Source organism: Bradyrhizobium sp. CCGUVB1N3, assembly GCF_024199925.1.
Classification (GTDB): domain Bacteria; phylum Pseudomonadota; class Alphaproteobacteria; order Rhizobiales; family Xanthobacteraceae; genus Bradyrhizobium.
In genome coordinates this window covers 390,326-412,680 of record NZ_JANADR010000001.1, presented here as the reverse complement: position 1 = coordinate 412,680, position 22,355 = coordinate 390,326, and the positions used below count along the sequence as shown (strand labels likewise).

The 22,355-nt window shown below is 62.4% G+C and carries 22 protein-coding genes; 11 read left to right on the top strand and 11 right to left on the bottom strand.

What is annotated here, in order from left to right:
- Positions 1-61: 61 nt before the first annotated feature.
- The 7 genes from NLM33_RS01845 to NLM33_RS01815 form a co-directional block, all read right to left on the bottom strand.
- Positions 62-1,006 carry a LysR family transcriptional regulator gene (locus NLM33_RS01845; protein WP_254094160.1) on the bottom strand — a complete coding sequence of 315 codons (945 nt, stop codon included), beginning with the start codon at positions 1,004-1,006 and terminating at the stop codon, positions 62-64.
- Between the two features lie 23 nt (positions 1,007-1,029).
- Complete coding sequence (locus NLM33_RS01840; RefSeq protein WP_254094159.1) at positions 1,030-2,775, bottom strand: putative 2-aminoethylphosphonate ABC transporter permease subunit; 1,746 nt, start codon at positions 2,773-2,775, stop codon at positions 1,030-1,032.
- Positions 2,768-3,859: a putative 2-aminoethylphosphonate ABC transporter ATP-binding protein gene (locus tag NLM33_RS01835; RefSeq protein ID WP_254094157.1), complete on the bottom strand. Its 1,092-nt coding sequence runs from the start codon at positions 3,857-3,859 to the stop codon at positions 2,768-2,770. The genes NLM33_RS01840 and NLM33_RS01835 overlap by 8 nt, the downstream gene beginning before the upstream one ends.
- Before the next feature lie 108 nt (positions 3,860-3,967).
- The gene (locus NLM33_RS01830; RefSeq protein WP_254094155.1) at positions 3,968-5,038 is read right to left on the bottom strand and encodes a putative 2-aminoethylphosphonate ABC transporter substrate-binding protein; all 1,071 of its coding nucleotides are present in this window, start codon (positions 5,036-5,038) and stop codon (positions 3,968-3,970) included.
- Positions 5,039-5,318: 280 nt separating this feature from the next.
- Positions 5,319-6,893: a GMC family oxidoreductase gene (locus NLM33_RS01825; RefSeq protein ID WP_254094153.1), complete on the bottom strand. Its 1,575-nt coding sequence runs from the start codon at positions 6,891-6,893 to the stop codon at positions 5,319-5,321.
- A gap of 27 nt (positions 6,894-6,920) precedes the next feature.
- Positions 6,921-8,495, bottom strand: coding sequence for a GMC family oxidoreductase (locus NLM33_RS01820; RefSeq protein WP_254094151.1), 1,575 nt, complete (start codon positions 8,493-8,495; stop codon positions 6,921-6,923).
- A 6-nt stretch (positions 8,496-8,501) separates the two neighbouring features.
- Positions 8,502-9,056, bottom strand: a complete 555-nt coding sequence (locus tag NLM33_RS01815) for a gluconate 2-dehydrogenase subunit 3 family protein (RefSeq protein WP_254094149.1) — start codon at positions 9,054-9,056, stop codon at positions 8,502-8,504.
- Between the two features lie 125 nt (positions 9,057-9,181).
- On the opposite strand from NLM33_RS01815, the gene NLM33_RS01810 reads away from it, so the two are divergent.
- From NLM33_RS01810 to NLM33_RS01790, 5 genes are all read left to right on the top strand, one after another.
- Entirely contained in the window at positions 9,182-10,093 is a 912-nt protein-coding gene (locus tag NLM33_RS01810) for a GntR family transcriptional regulator (protein ID WP_254094147.1), read from the top strand.
- Positions 10,094-10,206: 113 nt separating this feature from the next.
- Entirely contained in the window at positions 10,207-10,605 is a 399-nt protein-coding gene (locus NLM33_RS01805; protein WP_254094145.1) for a cupin domain-containing protein, read from the top strand.
- Between the two features lie 24 nt (positions 10,606-10,629).
- On the top strand, positions 10,630-11,688 hold the full coding sequence (locus NLM33_RS01800) for an Ldh family oxidoreductase (RefSeq protein ID WP_254094143.1): 1,059 nt from the start codon (positions 10,630-10,632) through the stop codon (positions 11,686-11,688).
- Positions 11,689-11,701: 13 nt separating this feature from the next.
- Positions 11,702-12,100 carry a RidA family protein gene (locus NLM33_RS01795; RefSeq protein WP_254094141.1) on the top strand — a complete coding sequence of 133 codons (399 nt, stop codon included), beginning with the start codon at positions 11,702-11,704 and terminating at the stop codon, positions 12,098-12,100.
- A gap of 6 nt (positions 12,101-12,106) precedes the next feature.
- Positions 12,107-13,009, top strand: a complete 903-nt coding sequence (locus tag NLM33_RS01790) for a fumarylacetoacetate hydrolase family protein (RefSeq protein ID WP_254094139.1) — start codon at positions 12,107-12,109, stop codon at positions 13,007-13,009.
- A gap of 48 nt (positions 13,010-13,057) precedes the next feature.
- Here the strand turns inward: NLM33_RS01790 and NLM33_RS01785 are convergent, their stop codons facing one another.
- Positions 13,058-14,011: an amidohydrolase family protein gene (locus NLM33_RS01785; protein WP_254094137.1), complete on the bottom strand. Its 954-nt coding sequence runs from the start codon at positions 14,009-14,011 to the stop codon at positions 13,058-13,060.
- A gap of 70 nt (positions 14,012-14,081) precedes the next feature.
- Positions 14,082-14,909, bottom strand: a complete 828-nt coding sequence (locus tag NLM33_RS01780) for a tripartite tricarboxylate transporter substrate binding protein (RefSeq protein ID WP_254105622.1) — start codon at positions 14,907-14,909, stop codon at positions 14,082-14,084.
- Here NLM33_RS01780 and NLM33_RS01775 point away from each other — a divergent pair.
- Entirely contained in the window at positions 14,812-15,120 is a 309-nt protein-coding gene (locus NLM33_RS01775) for a hypothetical protein (protein WP_254106187.1), read from the top strand. The genes NLM33_RS01780 and NLM33_RS01775 overlap by 98 nt on opposite strands.
- Here the strand turns inward: NLM33_RS01775 and NLM33_RS01770 are convergent.
- Positions 15,110-16,108 (bottom strand): ABC transporter substrate-binding protein, encoded by a 999-nt coding sequence (locus NLM33_RS01770; RefSeq protein ID WP_254094135.1) that lies wholly within the window; start codon positions 16,106-16,108, stop codon positions 15,110-15,112. The two genes, NLM33_RS01775 and NLM33_RS01770, sit on opposite strands and share 11 nt — an antisense overlap.
- Positions 16,109-16,538: 430 nt before the next feature.
- On the opposite strand from NLM33_RS01770, the gene NLM33_RS01765 reads away from it, so the two are divergent.
- Genes NLM33_RS01765 through NLM33_RS01745 form a run of 5 tightly spaced genes read left to right on the top strand, consistent with a single transcriptional unit; the run spans position 16,539 to position 20,753 of the window.
- Entirely contained in the window at positions 16,539-17,339 is an 801-nt protein-coding gene (locus NLM33_RS01765) for an ABC transporter ATP-binding protein (protein ID WP_254094133.1), read from the top strand.
- Positions 17,339-18,106 carry an ABC transporter permease gene (locus NLM33_RS01760; RefSeq protein ID WP_254094131.1) on the top strand — a complete coding sequence of 256 codons (768 nt, stop codon included), beginning with the start codon at positions 17,339-17,341 and terminating at the stop codon, positions 18,104-18,106. Before NLM33_RS01765 ends, NLM33_RS01760 begins: the two co-directional genes overlap by 1 nt.
- Position 18,107: 1 nt before the next feature.
- Positions 18,108-18,857: an SDR family NAD(P)-dependent oxidoreductase gene (locus tag NLM33_RS01755; RefSeq protein ID WP_254094128.1), complete on the top strand. Its 750-nt coding sequence runs from the start codon at positions 18,108-18,110 to the stop codon at positions 18,855-18,857.
- Positions 18,858-18,864: 7 nt separating this feature from the next.
- The gene (locus tag NLM33_RS01750) at positions 18,865-20,451 is read left to right on the top strand and encodes an FAD-dependent monooxygenase (protein WP_254094126.1); all 1,587 of its coding nucleotides are present in this window, start codon (positions 18,865-18,867) and stop codon (positions 20,449-20,451) included.
- Complete coding sequence (locus tag NLM33_RS01745) at positions 20,448-20,753, top strand: AraC family ligand binding domain-containing protein (RefSeq protein WP_254094124.1); 306 nt, start codon at positions 20,448-20,450, stop codon at positions 20,751-20,753. The genes NLM33_RS01750 and NLM33_RS01745 overlap by 4 nt, the downstream gene beginning before the upstream one ends.
- A 169-nt stretch (positions 20,754-20,922) precedes the next feature.
- Here NLM33_RS01745 and NLM33_RS01740 read toward each other — a convergent pair whose 3' ends face one another.
- Complete coding sequence (locus tag NLM33_RS01740) at positions 20,923-22,353, bottom strand: FAD-binding oxidoreductase (RefSeq protein ID WP_254094123.1); 1,431 nt, start codon at positions 22,351-22,353, stop codon at positions 20,923-20,925.
- Positions 22,354-22,355: the final 2 nt, after the last annotated feature.

Below are 22,355 nucleotides of genomic sequence, written 5' to 3'. Positions count from 1 at the left end.
ATTTGGATAGAAAGCCGGAACGGCGGGCGGAAGTCGTGGTTCGCCAAGCGAGCGGCGTGGTTCACGATGCTTGAGCGGCCTCGAGCAGATGGCGAAGCAGCAGGCGGGTCGCCACAGGAAGCTCGGCATCGTTGCGCACGCAAATCTTGTGCTCGCGAACCGCCCAGTCCTCCTCGAGCGCGACGATCGCGATATCCATCACGGGACCGAGCTTGGCCGCGAGCCGGTCGGGGATGATGCCGAGCCCGAGCCCGGCCTCCACCATGCGGCAGACGGCATCAAAGCCACCAACCCGGACGCGCGAACGCGGGATGTTGCCGAGCCCTCCGGCGTTCTTCAGCAGCAGGGTCTGGATCGAGCTGCGCGGCTCCTGCTCGATCAAATCGTAGCCGAGCAACTCGGCGAAACCAACACCATCCCGTTTCGCCAGAGTGTGTCCGGCCGGCACAACTACGACGAGCCTGTCCTTGAAGCAGGAATGGACCACGAGCTCACCAGTGGGCAGATCGCCGGAGAAGATGCCGATGTCGGCGCTGTTGTCCATCACGGCCTGAATATTCATCGGGCTGAGATTGGACTGCAGCTCGACGCGCACATCCGGGTAACACTCGGCGAATCGTGCAAGTTGCTCTGGGATGAAGCCGAATAGCGTCGATTCATTCGCGCAGATCCGAACCTGCCCACGCGTGCCTGCCGAGAAATCGACGAGCTCGGCCTCCAGCTCCGCCAGATTGCGCATGATGAGCCGCGCATGCTGGAGGAGCGCCTGACCGGCGGCTGTCGGCTCGATGCCCTGGCGATGGCGGAGCAGCAGTTCCGTGCGCAGAGCCTGCTCGAGGTCCCCGATACGCTTGCTCACGGCGGAGGCGGCAATACCCTCGCGATCTGCTGCGCGCGCAATGCTGCGCTCCTCGACGATCGCAACGAAGAGTCGTAGCGTCAGAAGGTCAATTCGGGAGCTGACATTGATCCGGATCGGCTCCGGAGCTCCCGTGTATTGCCGCATCGCGGGTCCCGGGGTTCGCACCGTCAAGCCACCGATGAAGCATGTCCAACGTCGTCAATCAAGTCTCCCTCGCCGCGCCGGCGCCAGGCCTGGGTCCGAGCCACGATCACCGAGGTCAGGAACATCTGGATGACCTTCACCGCCGCTGCCGTTAGCAGGATCATCACCGCCATGGCGGCCGCAGCGGCCGTATCGCCCGTGTCGTCCATCTCGACCACGGCGACGGAGGCGAGCTTGGTGGCGGGGGCATAGAGGAAGACGACCGCGCCGATCGTGGTCATCGCGTTGAGGAAGAAATAGGTCGCGATGTCGATCACGGTCGGTGTGCAAATTGGCAGCGTGACCCGCGCGAAGGTTCGCCAGAACGCAACGCCGAGGGCCGCCGCAGCCTCCTCGATCTCGTCGTCGATCTGCTTCAGCGCCGTTACCGCCATCAGATGCGGCACGGTGTAATAATGCGCTACCGTCGCCATCACGAGGATCGACAGGCCACCATAGACGCCGTTCAGCGGGTTCGCCGTGCTGTTGAAGAAGAAGATGTAGCCGAGGCCTAGCACGAGCCCCGGAACGGCGATCGGCAGCATCGCGAGGCCGCGGTAGAGCGCGCGCGGCAGCGTGGGCCCCGGACCCTTCTCGACCAGATAGGCGCCACCGAAGGCGCAGACCGTGCCAATCAGCGCAGTCAGCGCCGCCATCTTCAGGCTGTTGGCATAGGAGGACCAGCCCGCGGCGTCATAGGAGGAGAAGTCGTAATTCTTCAACGAGAGGCTGAGATCGTACGGCCAGAATGACACGAAGGAAGCGAACAAAGCCGTGCCGACGAGCAAAAGAATGAACGCTGCGATCACGCTCGCAACCACGAGCATGACCAGGTCAAACCCGCGGCGCGGCCTGGGTACAAGCACGACGGCACGCGCACCCAGCATTGATGTCTGCCGGCGCCGGACGTAGAGGTCGACGCCGAAGGACAGAACCGCCGGCAGCAGCAAAATCACGCCGACGATGGCGCCCATTCGGAAGTTCTGCTGGCCGATAACCTGCTTGTAGATGTCAATCGAAAGCACGTTGAACTGCCCGCCGATCACTTTCGCCACGCCGAAATCGGTGACCGCGATGGTGAAGACGACGAAGACGGCGCTGATCAGCCCGAAACGTGCGCCCGGCAGCGTGATCGTGCGGAACATGCGAGAGCGCGAGGCGCCGAGCGTCTCGGCCGCCTCGTAGAGGCGCGCATCCGAGAGACCGAGCGCTGTAACCAGGATCATCAGTGCGTGAGGGAAGCAGTAAAAGACCTGCGCCGAGACGATGCCAGACAGCCCGTAAATCGAGCCACTGCCGAGTAGATCCTTGAGAAAGCCCTGGTTGCCGAAGAGATAGGTCAGCGCGATCGCCGGCAGCAGCGAGGGGGACAGGATCGGCAGGAGCCCGATACCGCGAAACAGCGGCTTCAACGGCATGCAGCTACGCGAGAGCGCGTACGCGTAGAGAAACGCCAGCGACGCTGTGATCGTCGTCGTCAGCAGGCCGAGCAGCAGGCTGTTGCCGATCGAGCGCGTAAGCGAGGGATTGGCGAGATAGTCTCGGAAATTGGCGAGGCCGACGAAGGCGCCATTCTGATCCTCCAGACTCTTGCCGAGGATCGCACCAACCGGCAACAGCACCAAAACGACCAACACCAAGAGCAAGACGGCCGTCAGGATAAGCCGCAGCACGGACTCGGAAAGCAGAGGCGAGCGACGTCGGCGGTCTCGCGCGATGGTGTCACGCATCGCCGGGGACCGGAAGCACTTGCAGGCGTGCGGGATCGAGCGCCACCGACACTGCGGCTCCAGGCCCGATCGCCAGTTCACGCATCTGGCGGGCAGCAACTTCTGCCGTAAGTTCCACACCGCCCCAGGCCGGCACGACGAGCCGCATGCGACTGAACGCACCGAGGAATTCCATGGCCGTTACTGTCGCGGATGCGCCGTTGCAAGCCTGTGTCTGCGCCGCAGCCGAGACCTTGATATCCTCAGGCCTTACACAGAGTCTGGCGGCGCCATCCTGCCCACCGGACGCAAGTTCGATCCTAGCCGACGCGTCTTGCGGCATGAACTGCAGACCGGACATTCGCCCCGGCAACACGTTCATCTTGCCGACGAAACCAGCGACGAAGAGCGACGCGGGATGGTTGTAGATTTCGGCGGCCGTTCCAACCTGCTCGACAGTGCCGTGGTTCATGACCACGATCCGGTCGGCCATGGCGAGCGCTTCTTCCTGATCGTGCGTAACCATGATGGTGGTAATGCCGAGCCGGCGCTGCAGATCCTTGATCTGTTCTCGGAGATGGACACGAACCTTGGCATCGAGCGCGCTCAGCGGCTCGTCGAGAAGAAGTAGCTCCGGGCTCGGCGCGAGCGCGCGCGCCAGGGCGACGCGCTGCTGCTGGCCCCCTGAAAGTTGTGACGGAAACTTGCCGGCGATATCCGGCAGACCGACCATATCCAGCAACTCGGCGACGCGCGCGTCGGCAGCCCGTCCCCTGGCCTTCAGACCATAGGCGATGTTCTGGCGAACGGTGAGGTTCGGAAAGAGCGCATAGGATTGGAACAGGATGCCGAAGCCGCGCTCGGCTGCCGAGAGCGCCGAGATGTTCTGCCCGGCATGCATGATCGCGCCGACGCTCGGCTGTTCCAGACCGGTGATGATACGCAGCAGCGTCGACTTTCCACAGCCCGAAGGCCCAAGAAAGCTCACGAACTCGCCGTCATGCACGTCGAGGTCGATTGCCTTCAACACGGCATGGCGGCCGAAGGTCTTGCCTAGGCCGCGGATCGTGAGCAGCGGCGTGTTTGGGCCGGAAGAGGAAACCATGGGGATCCGGATAGCATCAGATGGCCCATCGCGCTTCTACCGGATGCGCTCCGAGCGAACGGGAGGAGTGGTGGTGACGGCTTGTCAGCCTCCCCCGCGCCAGGGGTTTCAATTGCTCTTCGGCTCGGACTTGCCGTCGTAACGCTTGACCCATTCGGTGGTCAGCGCCTCGCGGTCGAGCGCGCTCGCCGTCAAGTCCTGATCGGCCATGGCCGCTTCCGCTCCAGACGGGTAGGCCTTCGGCGTTGGAAACTCGCCTGGATACGCTACGATCGCCATGAACTTGTTGTACTGGTCGTTGGCCTCCTTGCTCACCGAGAAATCGGCGAGCTCTTGCGCAGCCTTGAGTTTCTTCGTGCCCTTGATGATAGCGGTGGCCTCGATGTCCCAGCCGGTCTGGTCCTTGGGCAAAATGATGTCGATCGGCGCGCCCTTGGCCTTGAGCTGCGGTGAGGTGATGTCGGTCGAGATTCCAATCACGTACTCGCCGGTCGCGGCCATCTTGCAAGGCTTCGAGCCGGAATGGGTATAAAGCGCGATGTTCTCGTGCAGTCCATCCATGAAGGACCATGCCTTGTCGCCCATCGACTGCTTCCAATGGTTGATTGCCATGTAACCCGTGTGGCTCGAGGCCGGGTTGGGCATGGTGATTTGGCCCTTGTAAATGGGCTTGGCGAGATCAGCCCAAGTCTCGGGCGCCGGAATGTTGCGCTTCTTCGCCTCGACTGTGTTGAAGCAGATCAGGCTCATCCAGGTGTCCATGCCCGTCCAGGACGGCGGGTTCTTGCTGTCGCGGAAGCGGGGCTTCAGCTTCTCGTACTCCTTTGGCGCATAGGGCTCGAGCATGCCAAGCTTTTCGAGACTGACGAGGTGCATGAGCGGAACACCCCAGACGGCATCGGCCCGCGGGTTATCCTTCTCGGCCAGCAGGCGAGCAAGTATGACACCCGGACTGTCGCGCAGCCAGGAAATCTCAACGTCGGGATGGGCCTTTTCGAAGGCTGCCTTGTAGGGAGCGAGTTGCTCCTTCTCCAGCGCGGTATAAACGGTGATGGTTTCCTTGCCGGTTTGGGCAACCGCAAGCGAGACAGAGCTTGCCATCACAACCCCGGCGAGAAGACCGAGTAGCCGCCGCCGATCCGCCCAGAAGCGCTCCGAAGTTGTGAAATGTTTGGTCATGGTTCTCCCCTCATCGTGCCCTTGCCACGCCAGCACGCTAGGCGCTGCCTCTCAGCGTGAGAATGCTCGATACGGAAATCGTCCATCGTGAAACACGATGGCGCTAAGCCGCCAGCGCGCCTCGTGGAACGAGCCGCGACACGCACATGCCGGCGCGAGTTTATTGAATCCATTGGATTTTCGTTCCGATCCGTCATGAGCAAGTTTGAGCTGGCTCCAAGCATGATCGGTTAAATCCAAACGTGACGACAGCTTTCCTCAGCCACCGTAGCGCGCCCGACTATGGGGTCTGCAGATTCCAATCGCTCACCAGTTTCTCGGCGGATCTCAACGCCAAGGCGCTCACGGTGAAGGTCGGATTGACCGCCCCCTCGGTTGGAAACAAGCCCGGACCGCCGATCCAGAGGTTTGGAATATCGTGCGTCTGGCCAAAGGCGTTGGTCACCGACGTAGCGGCCGCATCACCCATGATCGTTCCGCCGTGAAAATGGATGCCACCGGGATCCGGATTGGACCATGCTAATTTCGCGCCTGCCGCGGACATGATCCGCAGTCCCTCCTCGCTGACATGACGCCAGAGGTTCAGGGCATTCTCATCGTAGGAATGAACGACGCGCGCCAAAGGAAGCCCGAACTCGTCCTTCTGATCGGACAGCATAATGCGGTTGTCCGGATTAGGCAGCGCCTCGTTGAGACCCAGCATCCGGGTCAGGCCGCGCGCCGCCGCCTTCATGTGGGCATGCAGGTCGGAGCCGAACAGCGCGCCGCGCGCGTTGGCGAAGCCAAGGATATCGTTCGGCTTCTGGGCAAACCCGACCTGCCACATGGTGCTGCCGAACGTGCCAGGCCGCGCGTCCTTTGCGTAGCCGTCCTGGGACATCAACAATCCACCGCTGATGCCCATGTGATTTTCGACGTCTTCGTCGAACAATCCCCAGACTCCCGATCCCGCGTGGGTCATTGCATAGCGTCCGAGCAGGCCGCTGGAATTCGCCAATCCGGCGGGATGCCGATCGTGCACGGAGTTCAACAGGATACGCGGGCTCTGAATCACGAAGGCCGCAAGCACGACGACCTCCGCGGGCTGAAACATCCTTTCGCGATCCTGCCCAATATACTCGACACCGACGGCACGTTCCCCCTTGGCATCGAGTATGACGCGGGTGACATAGCTGGACGGCCGTATCTCGGCGCCGGCCTTGACGGCTCGAGGCAGAAAGACGGCGTTTGCGTTGCCGATCGCGCCGATCGGACATCCAGCATGGCACCATCCGTCATAGATGCAGGCCGCACGTCCCTTGTAGCTTTCGCTCAGCACCGCGGATGGTAACGGCGCGATCCGCATGCCGAGCTTGCGCATGCCATCCGCCACGATGTCGGCATGACGGAAGGAGCGCAGTGGCGGTAGCGGATAGGGTGCTCCAGGCGGTCGCCAGACTTCGGCGGCCGCATCGCCGGAGATACCGACGTCGGCCTGAATCCGGTCGTAGAACGGGCGCAGATCGTCATAGGAAATCGGCCAGTCGAGCCCACGGTCGTACTGCGACTTCATGCGGAAATCCGTCGGCTGCAGCCGCGGCCAGTTGGCGAAGTGATGGACGGTCGAGCCTCCCACCTGCCAGCCGGAATTGAAATTGTGTCCGTAACGGTTCTTGCCGTCTGCAAGGACGGGCGCGCCGCCCCATTTGAGCCGACGCCCCCATATCTGCGAGCTAATCCATTGATCCTCGCGGCGATCGGGCCCGTGTTCGAGCACGGCCACCTTCTTTCCGCTTTCCGCCAGCGTCGCGGCGAAAATGGATCCGGCCGCCCCGCTCCCGACGATGACGGCGTCAACTTTTTCGAGAGTGACCATGCCAGCCTGCCACAGTTGATGATGGACCTAATCGACGATTCCGCCCCAGTGATCGAGCATGTGCTCGACGCTGCGCAGGGTCAGCGCATGCACCGTAAAGGTCGGATGCACAGCGCCTTCGGTCGGGAACAAACCGGCGCCGGCGACAAAGAGATTGGGAAAATCGTGCAGACGACCGTAGCCATCGGTCACCGACGCAGTGCGGTCGTGCCCCATGGGTGTACCGCCGGCGACGTGCGAAATGTTCGGGACCGGACCGGCCCAAACATCCGATGCGCGTGTCTCTCTAAGAGCACGCAACCCTTCATCACGGGCGAACTCGAACAGCTTGATGGCGTTATCGTCGAGGCCATGTATCACCCGCGCCAGGGGAAAGCCGAACTTGTCCTTGCGGTCCGACAGCAGCACGCGGTTCTCCGGGTTCGGAACCTCCTCGCAGACCGCCTGCACTTTGCCGACGCCGCGCGCCGCCTTCCTCATGAACGCATGCAGCGGCTCGCCAAACAACGCGCCGCGCGCATTGGCGAAACCGAGAACGTCGTTGGGCTTCTGTGCAATGCCGATGGTCCAGGTATAGCTTCCGAAGGCGTCGCCGCGGCCATCCTTGCCGTAGCCGTCCTGCGACATCAGCAGCGCAGCCGACAGGCCGAGATGATTCTCGACGTCCTCGTTGAACATGGCCCAGACATTCGCGCCGGCATGGGTCATGATTGACCGGCCGAGCAAGCCGTTCGCATTGCCGAGCCCGGCTGGATGCTTGTCCGTGGCCGAGTTGAAGAGAATGCGTGGGTTCTCGACAACGAAGGCGGCAAGGATCACGAGCTTCGCCCTCTGCTCATGGCGTGCGCCGTCGCGATCGTGGTATTCGACGCCGACCGCCCGTTCCTGCCGCGTATCCAGCAGCACGCGCGTCACGTAGCAGGACGACCTGATCAAGGCCCCGGCCTTCACCGCCACCGGAAGGTAGGTCACCTGCGGATTGACCAATGCACCGATCGGACAACCCGCCTCGCACCAGCCGTCATAGACGCAGGCGGCGCGGCCATCGCGTTCCACGGTGTTGATCGCAACCGGCATCGGTGCGGTACGGATCCCGATCTTTCGAAAGCCCTCAGCCATCAGATCGGCATGCCGGAACGTCCGCGTCGGCGGCATTGGGTAAGGCGCGCCGTCGGGACGCCAGACTTCGGATGCGGCATCGCCGGAGAGGCCGACCTCCTCCTGGATCCGGTCGTAATAGGGCCGCAGTTCCGCATAGTCGATCGGCCAGTCGGCGCCTCTGCCGTAGAGCGACTTCATCCGGAAATCCTCTGGATGCAGCCGCGGCCAGTTGCCGAACTGATGCAACGCGGCACCGCCGACACCCCAGCCCGCATTGTAGGCGAAGCCGACGGGATGGCGTCCCTCCAGCACCATTGGCGCGCCGCCCCATTTCAACCGCCGCGCCCAGATCTGCGAGCTGACGAGGTCACTCAATGCGAAGTCGGGGCCCTGCTCGAGAACGACCACCCGCTTGCCGGCAGCGCTCAGCTTGGCGGCCATCAGCATGGCCGCCGCCCCACCGCCGACGATCAGCGCATCGGCCTCATTCAGGTCTGCCACGACCGTTCACCACTTTGCGCTCGGGGGAATGTGGGGCATGTAGGGAATGCCGAGCTTCTCGAAGCCTTCCACGGTGCCGTAGACGACATCCACCGCGTCGTTACGCACCACGTAATAGAAGAACGGCGACGGCGGCCCGCTCCACCCCTCCGGCGGACGCTGACGAATCTGGTCGACGAAGGCGATCTTGACCTCGTCGGCAAGACGGGCGAACGGCGCACCATGTGATCGCGATGCCGCCTCGTCCAACGCCCTCAAGCCGGCACGATAGAAGTTGGCGAACGGCGGAGCGACATTGACCAGACGCGCCAGCAGCAACGCCTCGCCGGGTGGAACGCCAAGTTGATGATCGACGAAGTGGGCGATCCCGGCGTCTCGGGCTCCGGGCAACAGCACGTCGCCGAGACTCTCAAGGGTTTCCTGCTCACCCGGGGTGAGAACCGACAACGGCACCGCCTGTGCGCGGGCCTCCCGCGGCGACAGCACCGTTTCAGCACCGCCGACAATGAATACCAGGCCGCCAAGCGCCCCGCCCTTCAAGACCACGCGCCGATCGAGCATCATATCTCACCTGCCGCATCACATGATATTTCACATGATTGACAGAAGGCCTATTGGTTGTAAACAAGCCAGGAGACTGTCGCCGCTCAAAGTATGCGCAAGCATTGCACAGGGTTCGTACACGGATGAACGCCTCAGCCGATCGATCTCCTGCCTCGACCGAGACCGACGAGTCCTCGGCAGCTTCCGACGACCCTTCCAGCAGTTGCTCGACGCCCTCGGCCGGTTGTGATAAGCGCAGCATTATCAACCGGCTGCATGGTCTAGACCCAATGAGCAAAAGCAAATCCAGCGCAAAGCGAACCTCGAAGGTCGCCAAGCAGCAGAAAGAGCACCCTGATCGATCCGCGTCCCTGACCCAACAGGCCTATGAGGCCATCAAAGAGAAGGTCATCACGCTCTACTTTCTGCCTGGCCAATACCTCAACGAGGCCGCGATCTGCGATCTGCTCCAGCTCGGCCGCACCCCCGTCCACCAGGCCCTCCAGCGTCTTCAGCTCGAGGGCTTGATCGATGTTGTGCCGCGCAAAGGCGTGATTATCCAACCGGATTCTATCGGGCAAATCATCGAATTTCTCGATGCGCGCCTGGTCATCGAGCCGGAAATCGCTCGCATGGCAGCAACCCACGCCACGGCGAAGGATATCGACGAACTGCAGACAATTCTGGACGGCGGCATGGCGCGCAACGCTGGCGGCGAGATCAACACGTTCGTCGAATGCGACCATGCCTTTCACAAGAAGATCAGCAAGATGTCCCGCAGCCGCGTGCTCGGTGATTTCACCCTGTCGCTCCACGAGCGCTGTACCCGCGCCTGGTATCTCCACCTTTGGCAAACGCTCGACACTGCTGCGTCCGACAAGCAGCATCGCGCCATATTGAAGGCGATCCGCAGCCGCGACGGTGACGCCGCAGGGCGCGCGATGCGCGCTCACCTCGACAGCCTGCGCGAACGCGTCCTGAAGGTGCAACACGGTGCGCCGCGCGCGGGGGCGCCGATGCATCTGCGTGCGGCTCCTCCAAAGGAACCTGCCTGAGCTTCGATCGGCGCCAAGCCTACGCCGGGCGAGGGCCGGACGAGCCCGCTTGCCAAAAAGTATCATGTGAAATATCATGAACTCATCTGCACGATGAGAGGACTTGGCAAAACATGACGCTTCCTGAAGGCGCCCCCAAGCTGGAAGAGATCCTGACCGAAACGGCTGGCATGCCGTGGCGTGCGAAATCCCTGAAAGGCGTTCACGAGAAGATGCTCTGGCGCAACGAGGCCACCGGGGCATCCGTGGCCCTGATCAAGTTCGACAAGGGCGCAAGCATCCCGGAGCCGCACCTGCATGCGTCCAACCAGATGATGTTCTGCCTGTCGGGCCACTACGAATACACGGCGACCGGCGTCACGCTGAAGGCCGGTAGCTTCTATTGCAACCCCAAAGGTAACGTGCACGGACCGACCATCGCGCATGAAGAGACTGTGGTCGTCGAGATCTACGACGGCCCGCACTATCCGGTGAAGCCATCATGGTACGCCGACGAGAGGGACGCGCATTGATCGCGTAACGGGGATCCTGACCCAATGAGCAATACCGCGACCGTTCCCTCCGGCGCATTGACGGAATTCGCGGCGGCTCTGCTGATCCGCGCGGGCACGCCTGCGGCGCACGGCCAGAGCGTGGCAGAGGCATTGACCGATGCCGATATGGAAGGCCTTCCCTCTCATGGCCTGATGCTCCTGCCGATGTATCTCGACCGCATCCGGGCCGGCTCCGTTGCGCCGGCAGCGCAGGGACGCATCGTATCCGATACAGGTACGCAGATCGTGATTGATGGAGAGAATGGCTTCGGCCATGTGATCGGCGATCGCGCAGCCAGTCTGGCGGCTGCGCGCGCGCAACAGCACGGCCTCGGCGCAGTTGCGGTCCGCGACACCTTCCATTTCGGCGCCGCCGGCCGGTTCGCCAAGGCGATAGCATTGAGCGGCTGTGTCGGGATCGTGATGGCGAACACTAGGCCGCTGTTGCCGGCCCCCGGTGGCGCCGATCGCGTCGTCGGCAACAATCCGATCGCGTTCGCGGTGCCGACGCAACAGCATCCGATCGTGCTCGACCTCGCTTTGAGCGCCGGCGCCATGGGCAAAATCAGGCTGGCCGAGAGCAAAGGCGAGACGATCCCCGATGGATGGGCGCTGAACGCCGACGGCCTCCCGACGACCGACCCGGCCGAAGCCATCAAGGGAATTCTTCTGCCAGCGGCGGGCCCCAAGGGCTTCGGTCTCGCGCTGCTGATCGATCTACTCGCCGGCGGCCTCTCCTCGGGTGCCATCGGCGACGCCGTACAGCCGCTCTATGGCGACCCCGGCAAACCCTACGGCTGCGCCAACCTCTTCGTCGCCATCGACATTGCGGGTTTTCGCCCGCTCGCCGATTTCAACGCGGCGACCTCGTCCGTCGCAAACAAAATCCGTGCGTCACGTCGCGCACCCGGAGCAACCGAGATCCGGCTTCCAGGCGATCGTGCCGAGCACCGCAAGCGCGACGCCCAGGGCGCCGTCACCATCGCAACCGCCACGCTGGCTGCGCTGCGCACCTGTGCAGCGCGCCTGAACGTCGCGATCCCTACCGAATTGTCCATCTGATCCGGAGATATCAGTGCCCAAGAAACAAATCGTCAGCGCCAAGCTGCGGCAGCCAAATGGCCATTTTTCCCACGCGACCGCGATCGAGGCGCAGGGGCGATTGGTGTTCCTGTCGGGAATGACCTCGCGCCGGGCCGACGGCACGATCGCGGGAATCGGCAATGTCGAGGAGCAGACCCGGCAGGTCTGCGAAAACCTGAAGGCCGCCGTCGAAGAAGCCGGCGGAACCCTGGACGACATCTGCCGCGTGGACGTCTATGTCCGCAACATGGAGCATTTTGAAGCGATCCATAAGGTGCGCCGGCAGTATTTCACCGGCATCGCGCCCGCCTCCACGATGGTCGAGGTCTGCAAGATGACATCGCCTGACTATCTCATCGAAATCAACGCAATCGCGGTCGTATCTGGTTGAGAGAGCATGAAGTTTGCCACTATCAGTCTGAACGGCGAGGATCGCCTCGGCATTGTGCGGGACGGCGAGATTGCGCTGATCGCGCCGACGGCCGGCGACATGGTCGACCTGATCTCCGCCCCCATTGAGACACGGGATACGGCCATCCGCGACGCCCTCAGCAACGGCCCGCGGATTGCCGCACATGACGCAACGCTTGTGGCGCCGATCCGCCGCTTCCGGCGCGACGTGCTTTGCACCGGTTGGAACTACTGGGATCATTTCGAGGAAGGGCGCGGCAAGCGGGAGGGCCAGGAGGTCGACCGGCCGAAGGCTCCGACCTTCTTCACCAAGTCGCCTGATGTCGTGATCGGGCCGACTGCCGCGATCGCCTACGACGCGCGGGTGTCGAGCAAATGGGACTACGAAGCCGAACTCGCCATCGTGATTGGCAAGGCAGGGCGCAGCATTCCGCGCGCGGAAGCCTTGGGCCACATCTTCGGCTATTGCCTTGCCAACGACGTCTCGCAGCGCGACCTGCAGCGGCGGCACGGCGGCCAGTGGCTCAAGGGCAAGAGCATCGACGGCACCATGCCGCTCGGCCCGATGATCGTCACCCCCGATGAACTCGATGTGCCGAACATTCGCCTGCAATGCGAGCTCAATGGCCGACTCCTGCAAGACGCCCTGGTGGCACAGATGGCCTTCCCGATCGACGAACTGATCGCAGAACTATCGTTCGGCATGACGCTGCATCCGGGCGATGTCATTCTGACGGGAACACCGAGCGGCGTCGGCAATGCGCGTGAGCCGCAGATCTTCATGAAAGACGGCGACGAGGTTGTCGTGCGCGGCACCGGCATCGGCGAATTGCGCAACCGCCTGGTCACGACCGACCTGGCGGCCCGATCCGACGTTCGGCTCGACTGACGCAGCGACAGCGACCGCCTCCGTCATTGACGGAGGCGGCGGTCGACATCAATCGAACCGCTGTGGATTGTCACAGAAGATACGCTTGCGAGACTGCGGATCGAGGTCGGCAAGCTGAGCATGCGGCTTGGGCAACCCCATTGGAAACGGCCAGTCCGATCCGAACAGAACACGGTCGGGTCCGAACACCGACGCCGCCAGGTCGAGCGCGCCGCGGTCGTGGCCGATGCAGTCCACGCAAAAGCGGCGTAGTGCCTTGCGCGGCGCCTCCTTCCCGGCATCCAGCCCCGGACGCACCGTGACATGGCCGCGCTCCCAACGTCCCGCAAGAGCGGCAGTGACGCCGCCGGCATGGGCGAGACAGATCTCGATCCCGGGATAGCGCTCCAGCACGCCGCCGAACACCAGATGCGAAGCTGCAATCGCGGTCTCTACCGGATTGCCCAACAGGTTGTGGAGATAAAACGCATCAAGCCGTGCGTCGCATCCTTCGCCCGGATGTAGAAACAGAAATCCTTTAACTGCATCGAGCGCCTGCCACAGCGCCTCATAAGCCGGCGCTGAGAGTACGGAGCTTGGCGCCCCAGCCGCCATGGCGAAGCGCCGTTGCCCCGTCGCCTGCCCTGCACCGACGATCTGTGCTGCGACCCCGGGATGCTCCACCGGCAGATGCAGCAACGGCGCGAAGCGATCCGGATTTTCTCGCGCGATCGCAATCAGTTCGTCGTTGAGCGCCGCCGCCCAGCGCGCCGCGTCGTCGGCAGCCAGTTGCTGACGGTAGACCGGCGGCGGAACGGATATCCACGCGCGTTCGACCCTGTGCTCGTCCATCCATGCGATCAATGCTCCCGGATTGAACAGATTGGCCAGTCCGATGGCATGGCCATCCACCACCAGCTTCCTGGCTGACGGGTCCCAGTCGACCCCGGTAAAGCGGGCCAGCGGGGCGCCATCGAACGCGATCAGATGGGCGTGGACATCCAGGCGGATGATCTCGGTCATTGGCTTCGGGTCCTGTACATCGGTCATTGGAGACGACGTCACGACGGGTGCGCCGCCGCTTCAATCGGGATCATTCCACCGAGATTCCCGCCTTGGCAACCACGTCGCGCCACATCCGGTTCTCACTCTCGATCCGCTGCGCGAGCTCTGCCGATCCGCTGGCGACCGGTGCAATGCCGAGTTCGGCAAAGCGCTGCGACACACCGGCATCCTTGAAGAGCCCGACGACGGCCGCTTCAATCTTCGCGCGCACCGGCTCCGGCGTATGCGCGCTGACCAGCACGGCAAACCAGGCGCTGCTGTCGAAGCCAGGAAATCCCGCATCGCTGATCGTCGGCGCGTTGGGCAACAGCGGGCTTGGCGTCGTCGTGGTCACGGCAAGAGCCCGCAATTGGCCCGATTGAATCTGCCCCAGCACGCTCGGCAAGTTATCGAACATCAGATCCACTTGCCCCGATACAAGGTCGGTGACAGCGGGAGCACTGCCTTTGTAGGGAATGTGGGTGATATCAATTCCAGCTCGCTGGCGAAACATTTCACCTGTCAGGTGTCCGTTGGAACCATTGCCCTGGGACGCATAATTGAGCCGGCCGGGTTTCGCCTGGGCCAAGAGGACCAGCTCCGCGACGCTGGTCGCGGGCAGCGCCGGGTTCACCACCAGCACATTTGGAACGAGCCCGGTGCGCGTGACCGGCGCGAGATCGCGGGCCACATCGTAAGGCAGATTGCGGTAGATCAGCGGATTTATGGTCAGCGCACTGGAAGCCACCGCCAGCAGCGTGTAGCCGTCGGCCGGCGCCTTGACCACCGCCATGATGCCGATGCTGCCGTTGGCTCCCGCCTTGTTCTCGACGATGACCGGCTGGCTCCATGCATCCGAGAGCTTTCGCGCGATCAATCGCGCGATAATGTCGCTGGTACCCCCGGCCTGGTATGGCGAGACGATGGTAATCTGCCGGCTCGGAAAGGAGTTCTCCGCGGCGGACGTCGATTGGCTCGCGACGAGCACAAAGGCCAGCAAGGCAAGTAGCAGGGGCGGCATCACCCCTGCCAGTCGTTGCGCGTGCGGATGGCGGCAAATGTTCCGATCCATCGCCGTCATGGCATGATCGGCTTGTCCGGCAGGAAGCCCGGTACATAGATCTGCTCGGCAGTGACCTTGTCGCCGGCCACATCGATATTCTTGTTGATGAAATCCACCGTGGTCTTCATGCGCTCCGGCGACACATAGCCGAGGCCATATTTCTTGACGTCATCGCTGATCGCTACCCGGCGCAGGATGTTGATTTCGTCGACGACGATCTGCGGATCAAGCGCCTTGACATACTGCAACTGGATCCGGGCGGCTTCCTCGGGATTGTCAAACGTATCCTTCCAGCCCCGCAAGGACGCCCTGACGAACTTTCTGACAAGTTCGGGATTCTGCTTCAGGAAAGCTTCGTTGACCCCGATGGAATTGGCATAGATCTCGAGACCGAAATCGCCGGCGAACAGACAAACCGGCTTGGCATCGGTAAGCGCGCGGCGGATCGAGGGCTCGCTCATGATGAAAGTGTCGATCGCGGAAACCTTTCGTGCGGCCAGCATGGGCACACGGGCGGCGCCGTCGATATTGACCACCTTCAGGGTCTTGCTGTCGACACCGTTCATCTCCATGAAGGCCGCCCAGATCTTCGGAATGAAGGAGGCCGTGCTCGAGCCAAGCTCGAGATTGAGCAACTTCCTGGGCGTATCGATATTGGCGCCGGTATCGAGACTGAAGACGCAGTAGGGTGGCTTCTGGTAGTTCACCGCGACGATCTTCACCGCCGCCGCGTTGCTTCCTGCGGCAACGAGGCTCGGCACGTCGATGAAGCCGAATTCGGTGGTACCGGTCGCCACCGAACGAATGGCGTCCGCCGTCCCCTTCGAAGGCAGGATCGAGACGTTCAGCCCCTCCTCCTTGTAGTAGCCCTTGTTCAGCGCGACGTACCACGGCGCATGACGTCCAAGACTGATGAAATCGAGAATGAATTTGACGTCCCGCTCCTGGGCAAGCGTGGGGCTGCCCACACAGCACAACAGCACGGCGATCAAGAAGCCAACAATTTTCGACATACGTTTCTCACTCCTCGCGAGATCAGCCGCTCATGGGCGGCGCGCCAGCGAAATTGACAATTAATATATCATAAGATATTTCACAGAAAATGTATACCGGATTTGTCGCCGCAGGCTTGCTGAGAGAGCCGTCGAAGCGGCTGGCCAATGCACTGCAATGCGCCCGGCGCAGCGGTCGCGCGAACGATGTTGCGTGCACCCGGCTCTCAAAAACGCAAGAACTGGGCCAAATGCCGCAAGTGCCGAAAGGCCCATACTGTCGCAGGAGCGCGGACTTCGTCTGTTACGACGTCCCTCGCCGATGCGACCGTCGTCGGTGCAATGGCCCCCCGATCACGTCATGCGGCGGTCGCCTTCGCCAACAGCGACGCGGCCGTACTGTCAACGCCCGACCCAGCCCTCAGCCCCTCGCACCCAGTCCATACCTGCGATGACCTTCGGTTCGATCAAAAACGTCCGCAAGATATTTTCACCGTCTGACACTGGCCGAGCCGGCGGCGAACCAGTAGTCGCGCTCGATGACGCGAGCTTTGAATTTACGCGGGGTGAGCTGATATCCTTCCTCGGGCCAAGCGGTTGCGGAAAGACCACGCTGCTGCGCATCATCGCCGGGCTGATCCCCAAGACCTCGGGCAGCGTTGCGATCGACGGCCGCGAGGTGAACGAACCGCTCGGCAATTACGGCTTCGTGTTTCAGGCGCCGAGCCTGATGCACTGGCGTAGCGTGCTCGACAATGTCCTGTTTCCGATGGAGATCCTGAGAAAGAACGACGCCACCGCCCGCAAGCGGGCGACCGATCTGCTCGATCTTGTCGGGCTGTCCGCATTCATGTCGGCGCGGCCCCATCAACTCTCCGGCGGCATGCAGCAGCGGGTCGCGCTGTGTCGCGCCCTCATCCACCAGCCGGCCCTGCTGCTGATGGACGAGCCGTTCGGCGCGCTCGACGAATTCACCCGATTGGAGATGAACGATCTACTGCTGCGGATCAGGAAAGAGACCAATGCAACGGTGTTGTTCGTGACGCATTCGATTTCCGAGGCGATCTACCTGTCGGACAAGGTGCTGGTTTTCAGCCGGCGTCCCGCGCGCGTGGTCAAGGAGATCGCCGTCGACCTGCCCTATCCACGCCTGCAGCAGGCGCGTTTCCAAGCGACTTTCACAGCATTGGAGCGCCTCGCGAGCGAGGCTCTCGGCGTCATTCCCGCGGCATCCGCAAGCGAGGTTAACTGATGCGCGGCAGCTTGTCCCGGATAGGTTATCCGCTCACCGGCGCGGCGTTGATTGTCGTAGCCTGGGTCATGATCTGCTGGATCGGCCAGCTTCCGACCGTCGTTGTTCCCACACCCGACAAGGTGGTCGCCGCCTTCATCAGCCGCTTCCCGATCCTGCTCAGCGAGGGCTGGATCACCTTCAAGGAGACACTCAGCGGCTTTCTGCTGGCGATGGTGGTCGGGCTGCCGATGGCGGTCGCCATCGCCAATTCCCGCCCACTCAACCTGATGTTCTACCCGATCCTGATCGCGCTGCAGTCCGTCCCCAAGGTTGCGCTGGCTCCGATCGTCATGATCTGGCTCGGCACAGGCATCGAATCGAAGCTCGTGATCGTCTGGCTCGTGGCTTTTTTTCCCATCATCGTGGACACCACCGCCGGGCTCCGCTCGACACCCCGCGAGCTACTGGAGCTGGCGCGCAGCCTGCGCGCCACGCCGCTCCAGATCTTCTTGAAGATTCAATTTCCTGCGGCGCTCCCCTTCGTGATGACCGGCGCGAAGGTGGCGATGACGCTGGCCGTCATTGGCGCGGTGATCGGCGAGTTCGTCAGTTCCAGTGAAGGTCTCGGCTTCCTGCTCCTGACCGCAACCTCGCAACTCGATACACCGCTAGCCTTTGCAGCCCTGTTCGCGCTGTCGATGCTTGGCGTCATTGCCTATCTTCTCGTCGAGGCCGTCGAACTCCTGGTCGCGCCGTGGCTGCCGCCGACCGCATCGGGACACTGACATGCGTGCCCGGTTCGACTTCACTGGCGGAGTGCTTGTCGTAACCGGCGGAGCGAACGGCATCGGCCGTGCTCTTGCGGAGGCAGCCGCCGCAGCCGGTGCCCAGGTGATCGTACTCGACGTCGACGAGGTGGCGATGGGCGCGGTTGCCGGCGCCCATCCGCGGATAGCGTTCAAACGGGTCGACGTCGGGGATCGATCGCGCGTGTTCGATGCCATCAACGAGATCGAGCGGCAGTTCGGCAAGATCGACGGCCTGGTCTGCGCCGCCGCCATTCAGCCACGGACGCAGGTGCAGGCGATGCTGCCCGAGGAGTGGGCGCGCGTGATGCGAATCAATCTCGACGGTGTGGTTTGGTGCTACCAGGCCGTGATCGGCGGCATGATCGCCCGACGGGCTGGCGCGATCGTGGCGTTTTCGTCCGGACTGGCTCATCAGGGATGGCCCGGCGCGTCCGCCTATGCGACCACCAAGGCCGGGCTGATCGCCTTCGTCAAGAGCGCGGCAAAGGAAGTTGCACAGCATCGCGTGCGCTTCAACCTCGTTTTTCCCGGCGTGGTCGACACGCCGCAATATCGCGCAGCCAATGCCGGTGAGGACGATGCCGCTTGGCGGCGCTCGACTGGCGTCGGCCACCCGCAAGACGTGGTCGGCCCCTTGCTCTTCCTGCTGTCGGATGCTGCAACCATGACGGCCTCGATCATCAGCCGCGACACCGCCTATTCCGCAACAGACGATAACGTCGGATGAGGCCCGGATGAAACCCGTCTTGATCGTTGGCGCAGGTCCCGTCGGCCTTACTGCCGCATTGGCCCTGGCGTTTTATCGAATCCCTTTCCTGTTGTTTGAAGAGGACGGGACGCTATCGAGCGACACCAAGGCCGGCACCATCCTCACCCGGACGCTGGAAGTCTTCCGTCGCTACGGCGTGGCCGACGATGTGCTATCGGCAGCCCTGCGCGTCGACGAGATCGGCGATATCGAACGCGCGTCCGGCAAGATGCGTCCTTCGGTCGAGACCGCCGTGCTGGCAGGCGACACACGCTACCCCTTCGTCATCAACCTGCCGCAGCACCACCTCGAGCCGATCCTGCACCGCTCGGTAGAGGCGCGCGCGCCAGGCGCAACCCATCTCGAACATCGCCTCGTCGAGTTCACCCAGAACGCCCACCAGGTTTGCGCAACCTTCGACAGCCCTTCCGGCCGCAAGACCTTCGAGGGATCCTACCTCCTCGCCTGCGACGGCGGACGCAGCACTATCCGCTCTGCCCTGAACATTGCCATCGAGGGCGAAACGCTGGACGCGCGCACGTTCCTGGTCGACATCCGGGCCGATCTCGACGTGGCGACGCCACGCGACTATCCTTACCTCGCCTATTTCGCCGATCCGGCCGAGTGGATGATCCTGGTACGCCAGCCGCATTGCTGGCGCTTCCTGTTTCCGCTCGCGACCGACGCCGAAGAGCCTTCGCAGCATGTGATCGCCGACAAGGTGAGGTCGTTCATCGGAGAGGTTGGCGATTTCGAGATCCTCAACACGATCACCTACCGGATTCACCATCGCATTGCGTCGAAGTGGCGCGCCGGACGGGTGTTCCTGATGGGCGACGCGGCACATCTGATCACGCCGATGTGGGCGCTCGGTCTCAATACCGGCATGCTCGATGCGATCAGCCTGCCATGGCGGTTGGCCTGGGTCATGCGTGGTTGGGCGGATGAAAGCCTTCTCGATGGATACGCTCACGAACAGCATCCGGTTGCCGCAAAGGGATCCGGTGAAATGGCCGAGGCCGCCCGCCGCTACATGCTCGGCGAGCAGCGAAACGTGAAGGCAATGTCGGGCGACCGGTGGGCCAATGCGATGACGCGGACCATGCTGGGCGTGCGCCTGGATGTCGAGCAGACCGGCGACTGGTCGATGGTTCGAATAGAATGGGAACCGCTTCATGTGGGCGACCGCGTTCCGGATGCGGAGCTTCATGGCCCCGACGGTCGGCCGGTTCGGCTTCACGAACTCATCGACGATACATTTCTGTGCCTCCACTTCACAGACCCGCGGCCGAGGCCGGCGCTTCCGGCCGATAGGCCCGGACTGAGACATCTGCTGGTGTCCCGAAGGGACGCTCCGCTCGATTCCGGTCTTCGCGGTCGCTGTCTGCTGGATGTCGGCGACGCCTTGCGCAAGCGCCTGGGCTGCATGGCCGATACCATCGTTCTGATCCGGCCGGACGACCATGTCGCGGCGATCCTGCGGATGGGCGAGGCAATCGATACTATCTACGATCGGATTGTCCGACCCGACGCAGCGCGCAACCTCCCATCAGCAACAGGAGTTCATCCATGACCACCCGTGAGCTTGGCCCGATCGGCGACAAGATATTGTTCGAGAACGATGAGATCCGGGTCTGGGGCCTTCATCTCCAGCCCGGCGAGCGTCAGCCATGGCATCAGCATCTGCTCCCCTACCTGGTGGTCCCGATCACCAAGGGCAAGAACAGGATGATTTTCGACGACGGACGCGAACGCGACACCGTCGAATCGCCCGGCGAAGTGTTATGGCGGGAGCCTGGCATTCCACACGAGCTGATCAACACCAGCGACTGGGAGTACAGCAATGTCCTCATCGAAGTGAAGGTCAAGGCTTGAACCAGGGCTCGGATCGCGAAGCTCCACCAGCCGATATCCGTTTCGCGCGGATGTTCGCGACCAATCCTGCTTTGGATGTCATCGCACTTCCGAAATCTCACTTGTCGATTGCTGAGCGCCTCTTTCAGGTACGGGCGCCCTTCGTGCTGCATGTCCAACCACTCAAAGTTCAACCGATATTGGAGTCTGGCAAAACCCTGCCGGGATTCATGATGCCAGCCGGATCGAACAGAGACTTTACTCTCTTCATCAATTCCACTTCCACAGCCAGCTTGTAACGCGCCATCTCCCGCAGATGAATTGAGCCGATCCCGTGTTCCGCACTGAAAGTGCCCCCAAGATCGAATGCGATGTCATACAGGAGACGACCGACGGCACTCGCACATCCGGACTTGTCTACCGTGGCAGACCAATCAGCGTGACTGAACATGGCGATGTAGTGCAGATTGCCGTCTCCCAAATGGCCAACGACGACTGGAACAGCCTGGGAAAATGCCGACGCTAGGGCCGCCTCGGCGCGTCGAACAAACACGGGAATCTTCGCAGGGGGCACAGCGATATCATGAGTCAGGCCCATGCCTCCTTTGACATTCGCCTCGGTGACATGGTGACGGATGTGCCAGAGCTGCTGCCGTTGGCGCTCGCTGGTGGCGATGGTCGCGTCGGCGACAGCTCCTGTGTTCACCGACGCTTCCAAGGCTGACATAAACCGATCCGACATCACATCTTCGGCTTCGGCGCCCGCCAGCTCTACCAGAACATACCAGGGTGCTCGATTGGACAATGGATTTGCCGTGCCTTGAATGTGCGTGACGACAAGCGCGAACTCGCTCTCGGATATTAATTCGACGGCAGACACCGTACCAGGGAATTGATTCTGAACGTCGGTGGCGAGCTGTGCTGCATCCTCGATCGAGGCAACTGCAACAAGCGCAGTGACCGTGTGGCGAGGCTGCGGAAAGAGCTTAAGGGCGGCAGCGGTGACGATCCCGATCGTTCCCTCCGAACCGATGAAAAGATTCTTCAGATCATAGCCACTGTTGTTCTTGCGCAGCGTGCGCAAGCCATTCCAGATTGTTCCGTCCGCAAGTACCGCCTCGATGCCGAGAACGAGATCGCGCATATTTCCGTAACGGACGACCGCAGTTCCTCCGGCGTTGGTCGCGATATTTCCGCCGATCTGGCAGGAGCCTTCGGCGCCGAGACTCATCGGGAATAATCGGTTCGTCGCGCGAGCCGCTTCCTGCACATTTGCCAGCACGCAGCCAGCCTCAACAACCAATGAGTTGTCTTGGGGATTGACCGACAAGATCCGGTTCATTCGGCGCAAGTTAACGACGATACCGTTGCCTCGCATGTCTGGGACCGATCCGCCACAGACGCTCGTATTTCCACCTTGTGGATAGATCGGTACGCAATAATCGGCGCAGAGCTTGACGATCTCGGAAACGGCCTTGGTCGATCCCGGCAGCGCAACTGCCAATGCGCTCCCTTCGTGGCGTTTCCGCCAATCGACGAGATACGGCTGCATCTCGGTCGGCTCCTCGATCAGGAGCGTGTCCGCGATAGTTCGAAGTGCGATGAGAAACGCCTCAGACATCG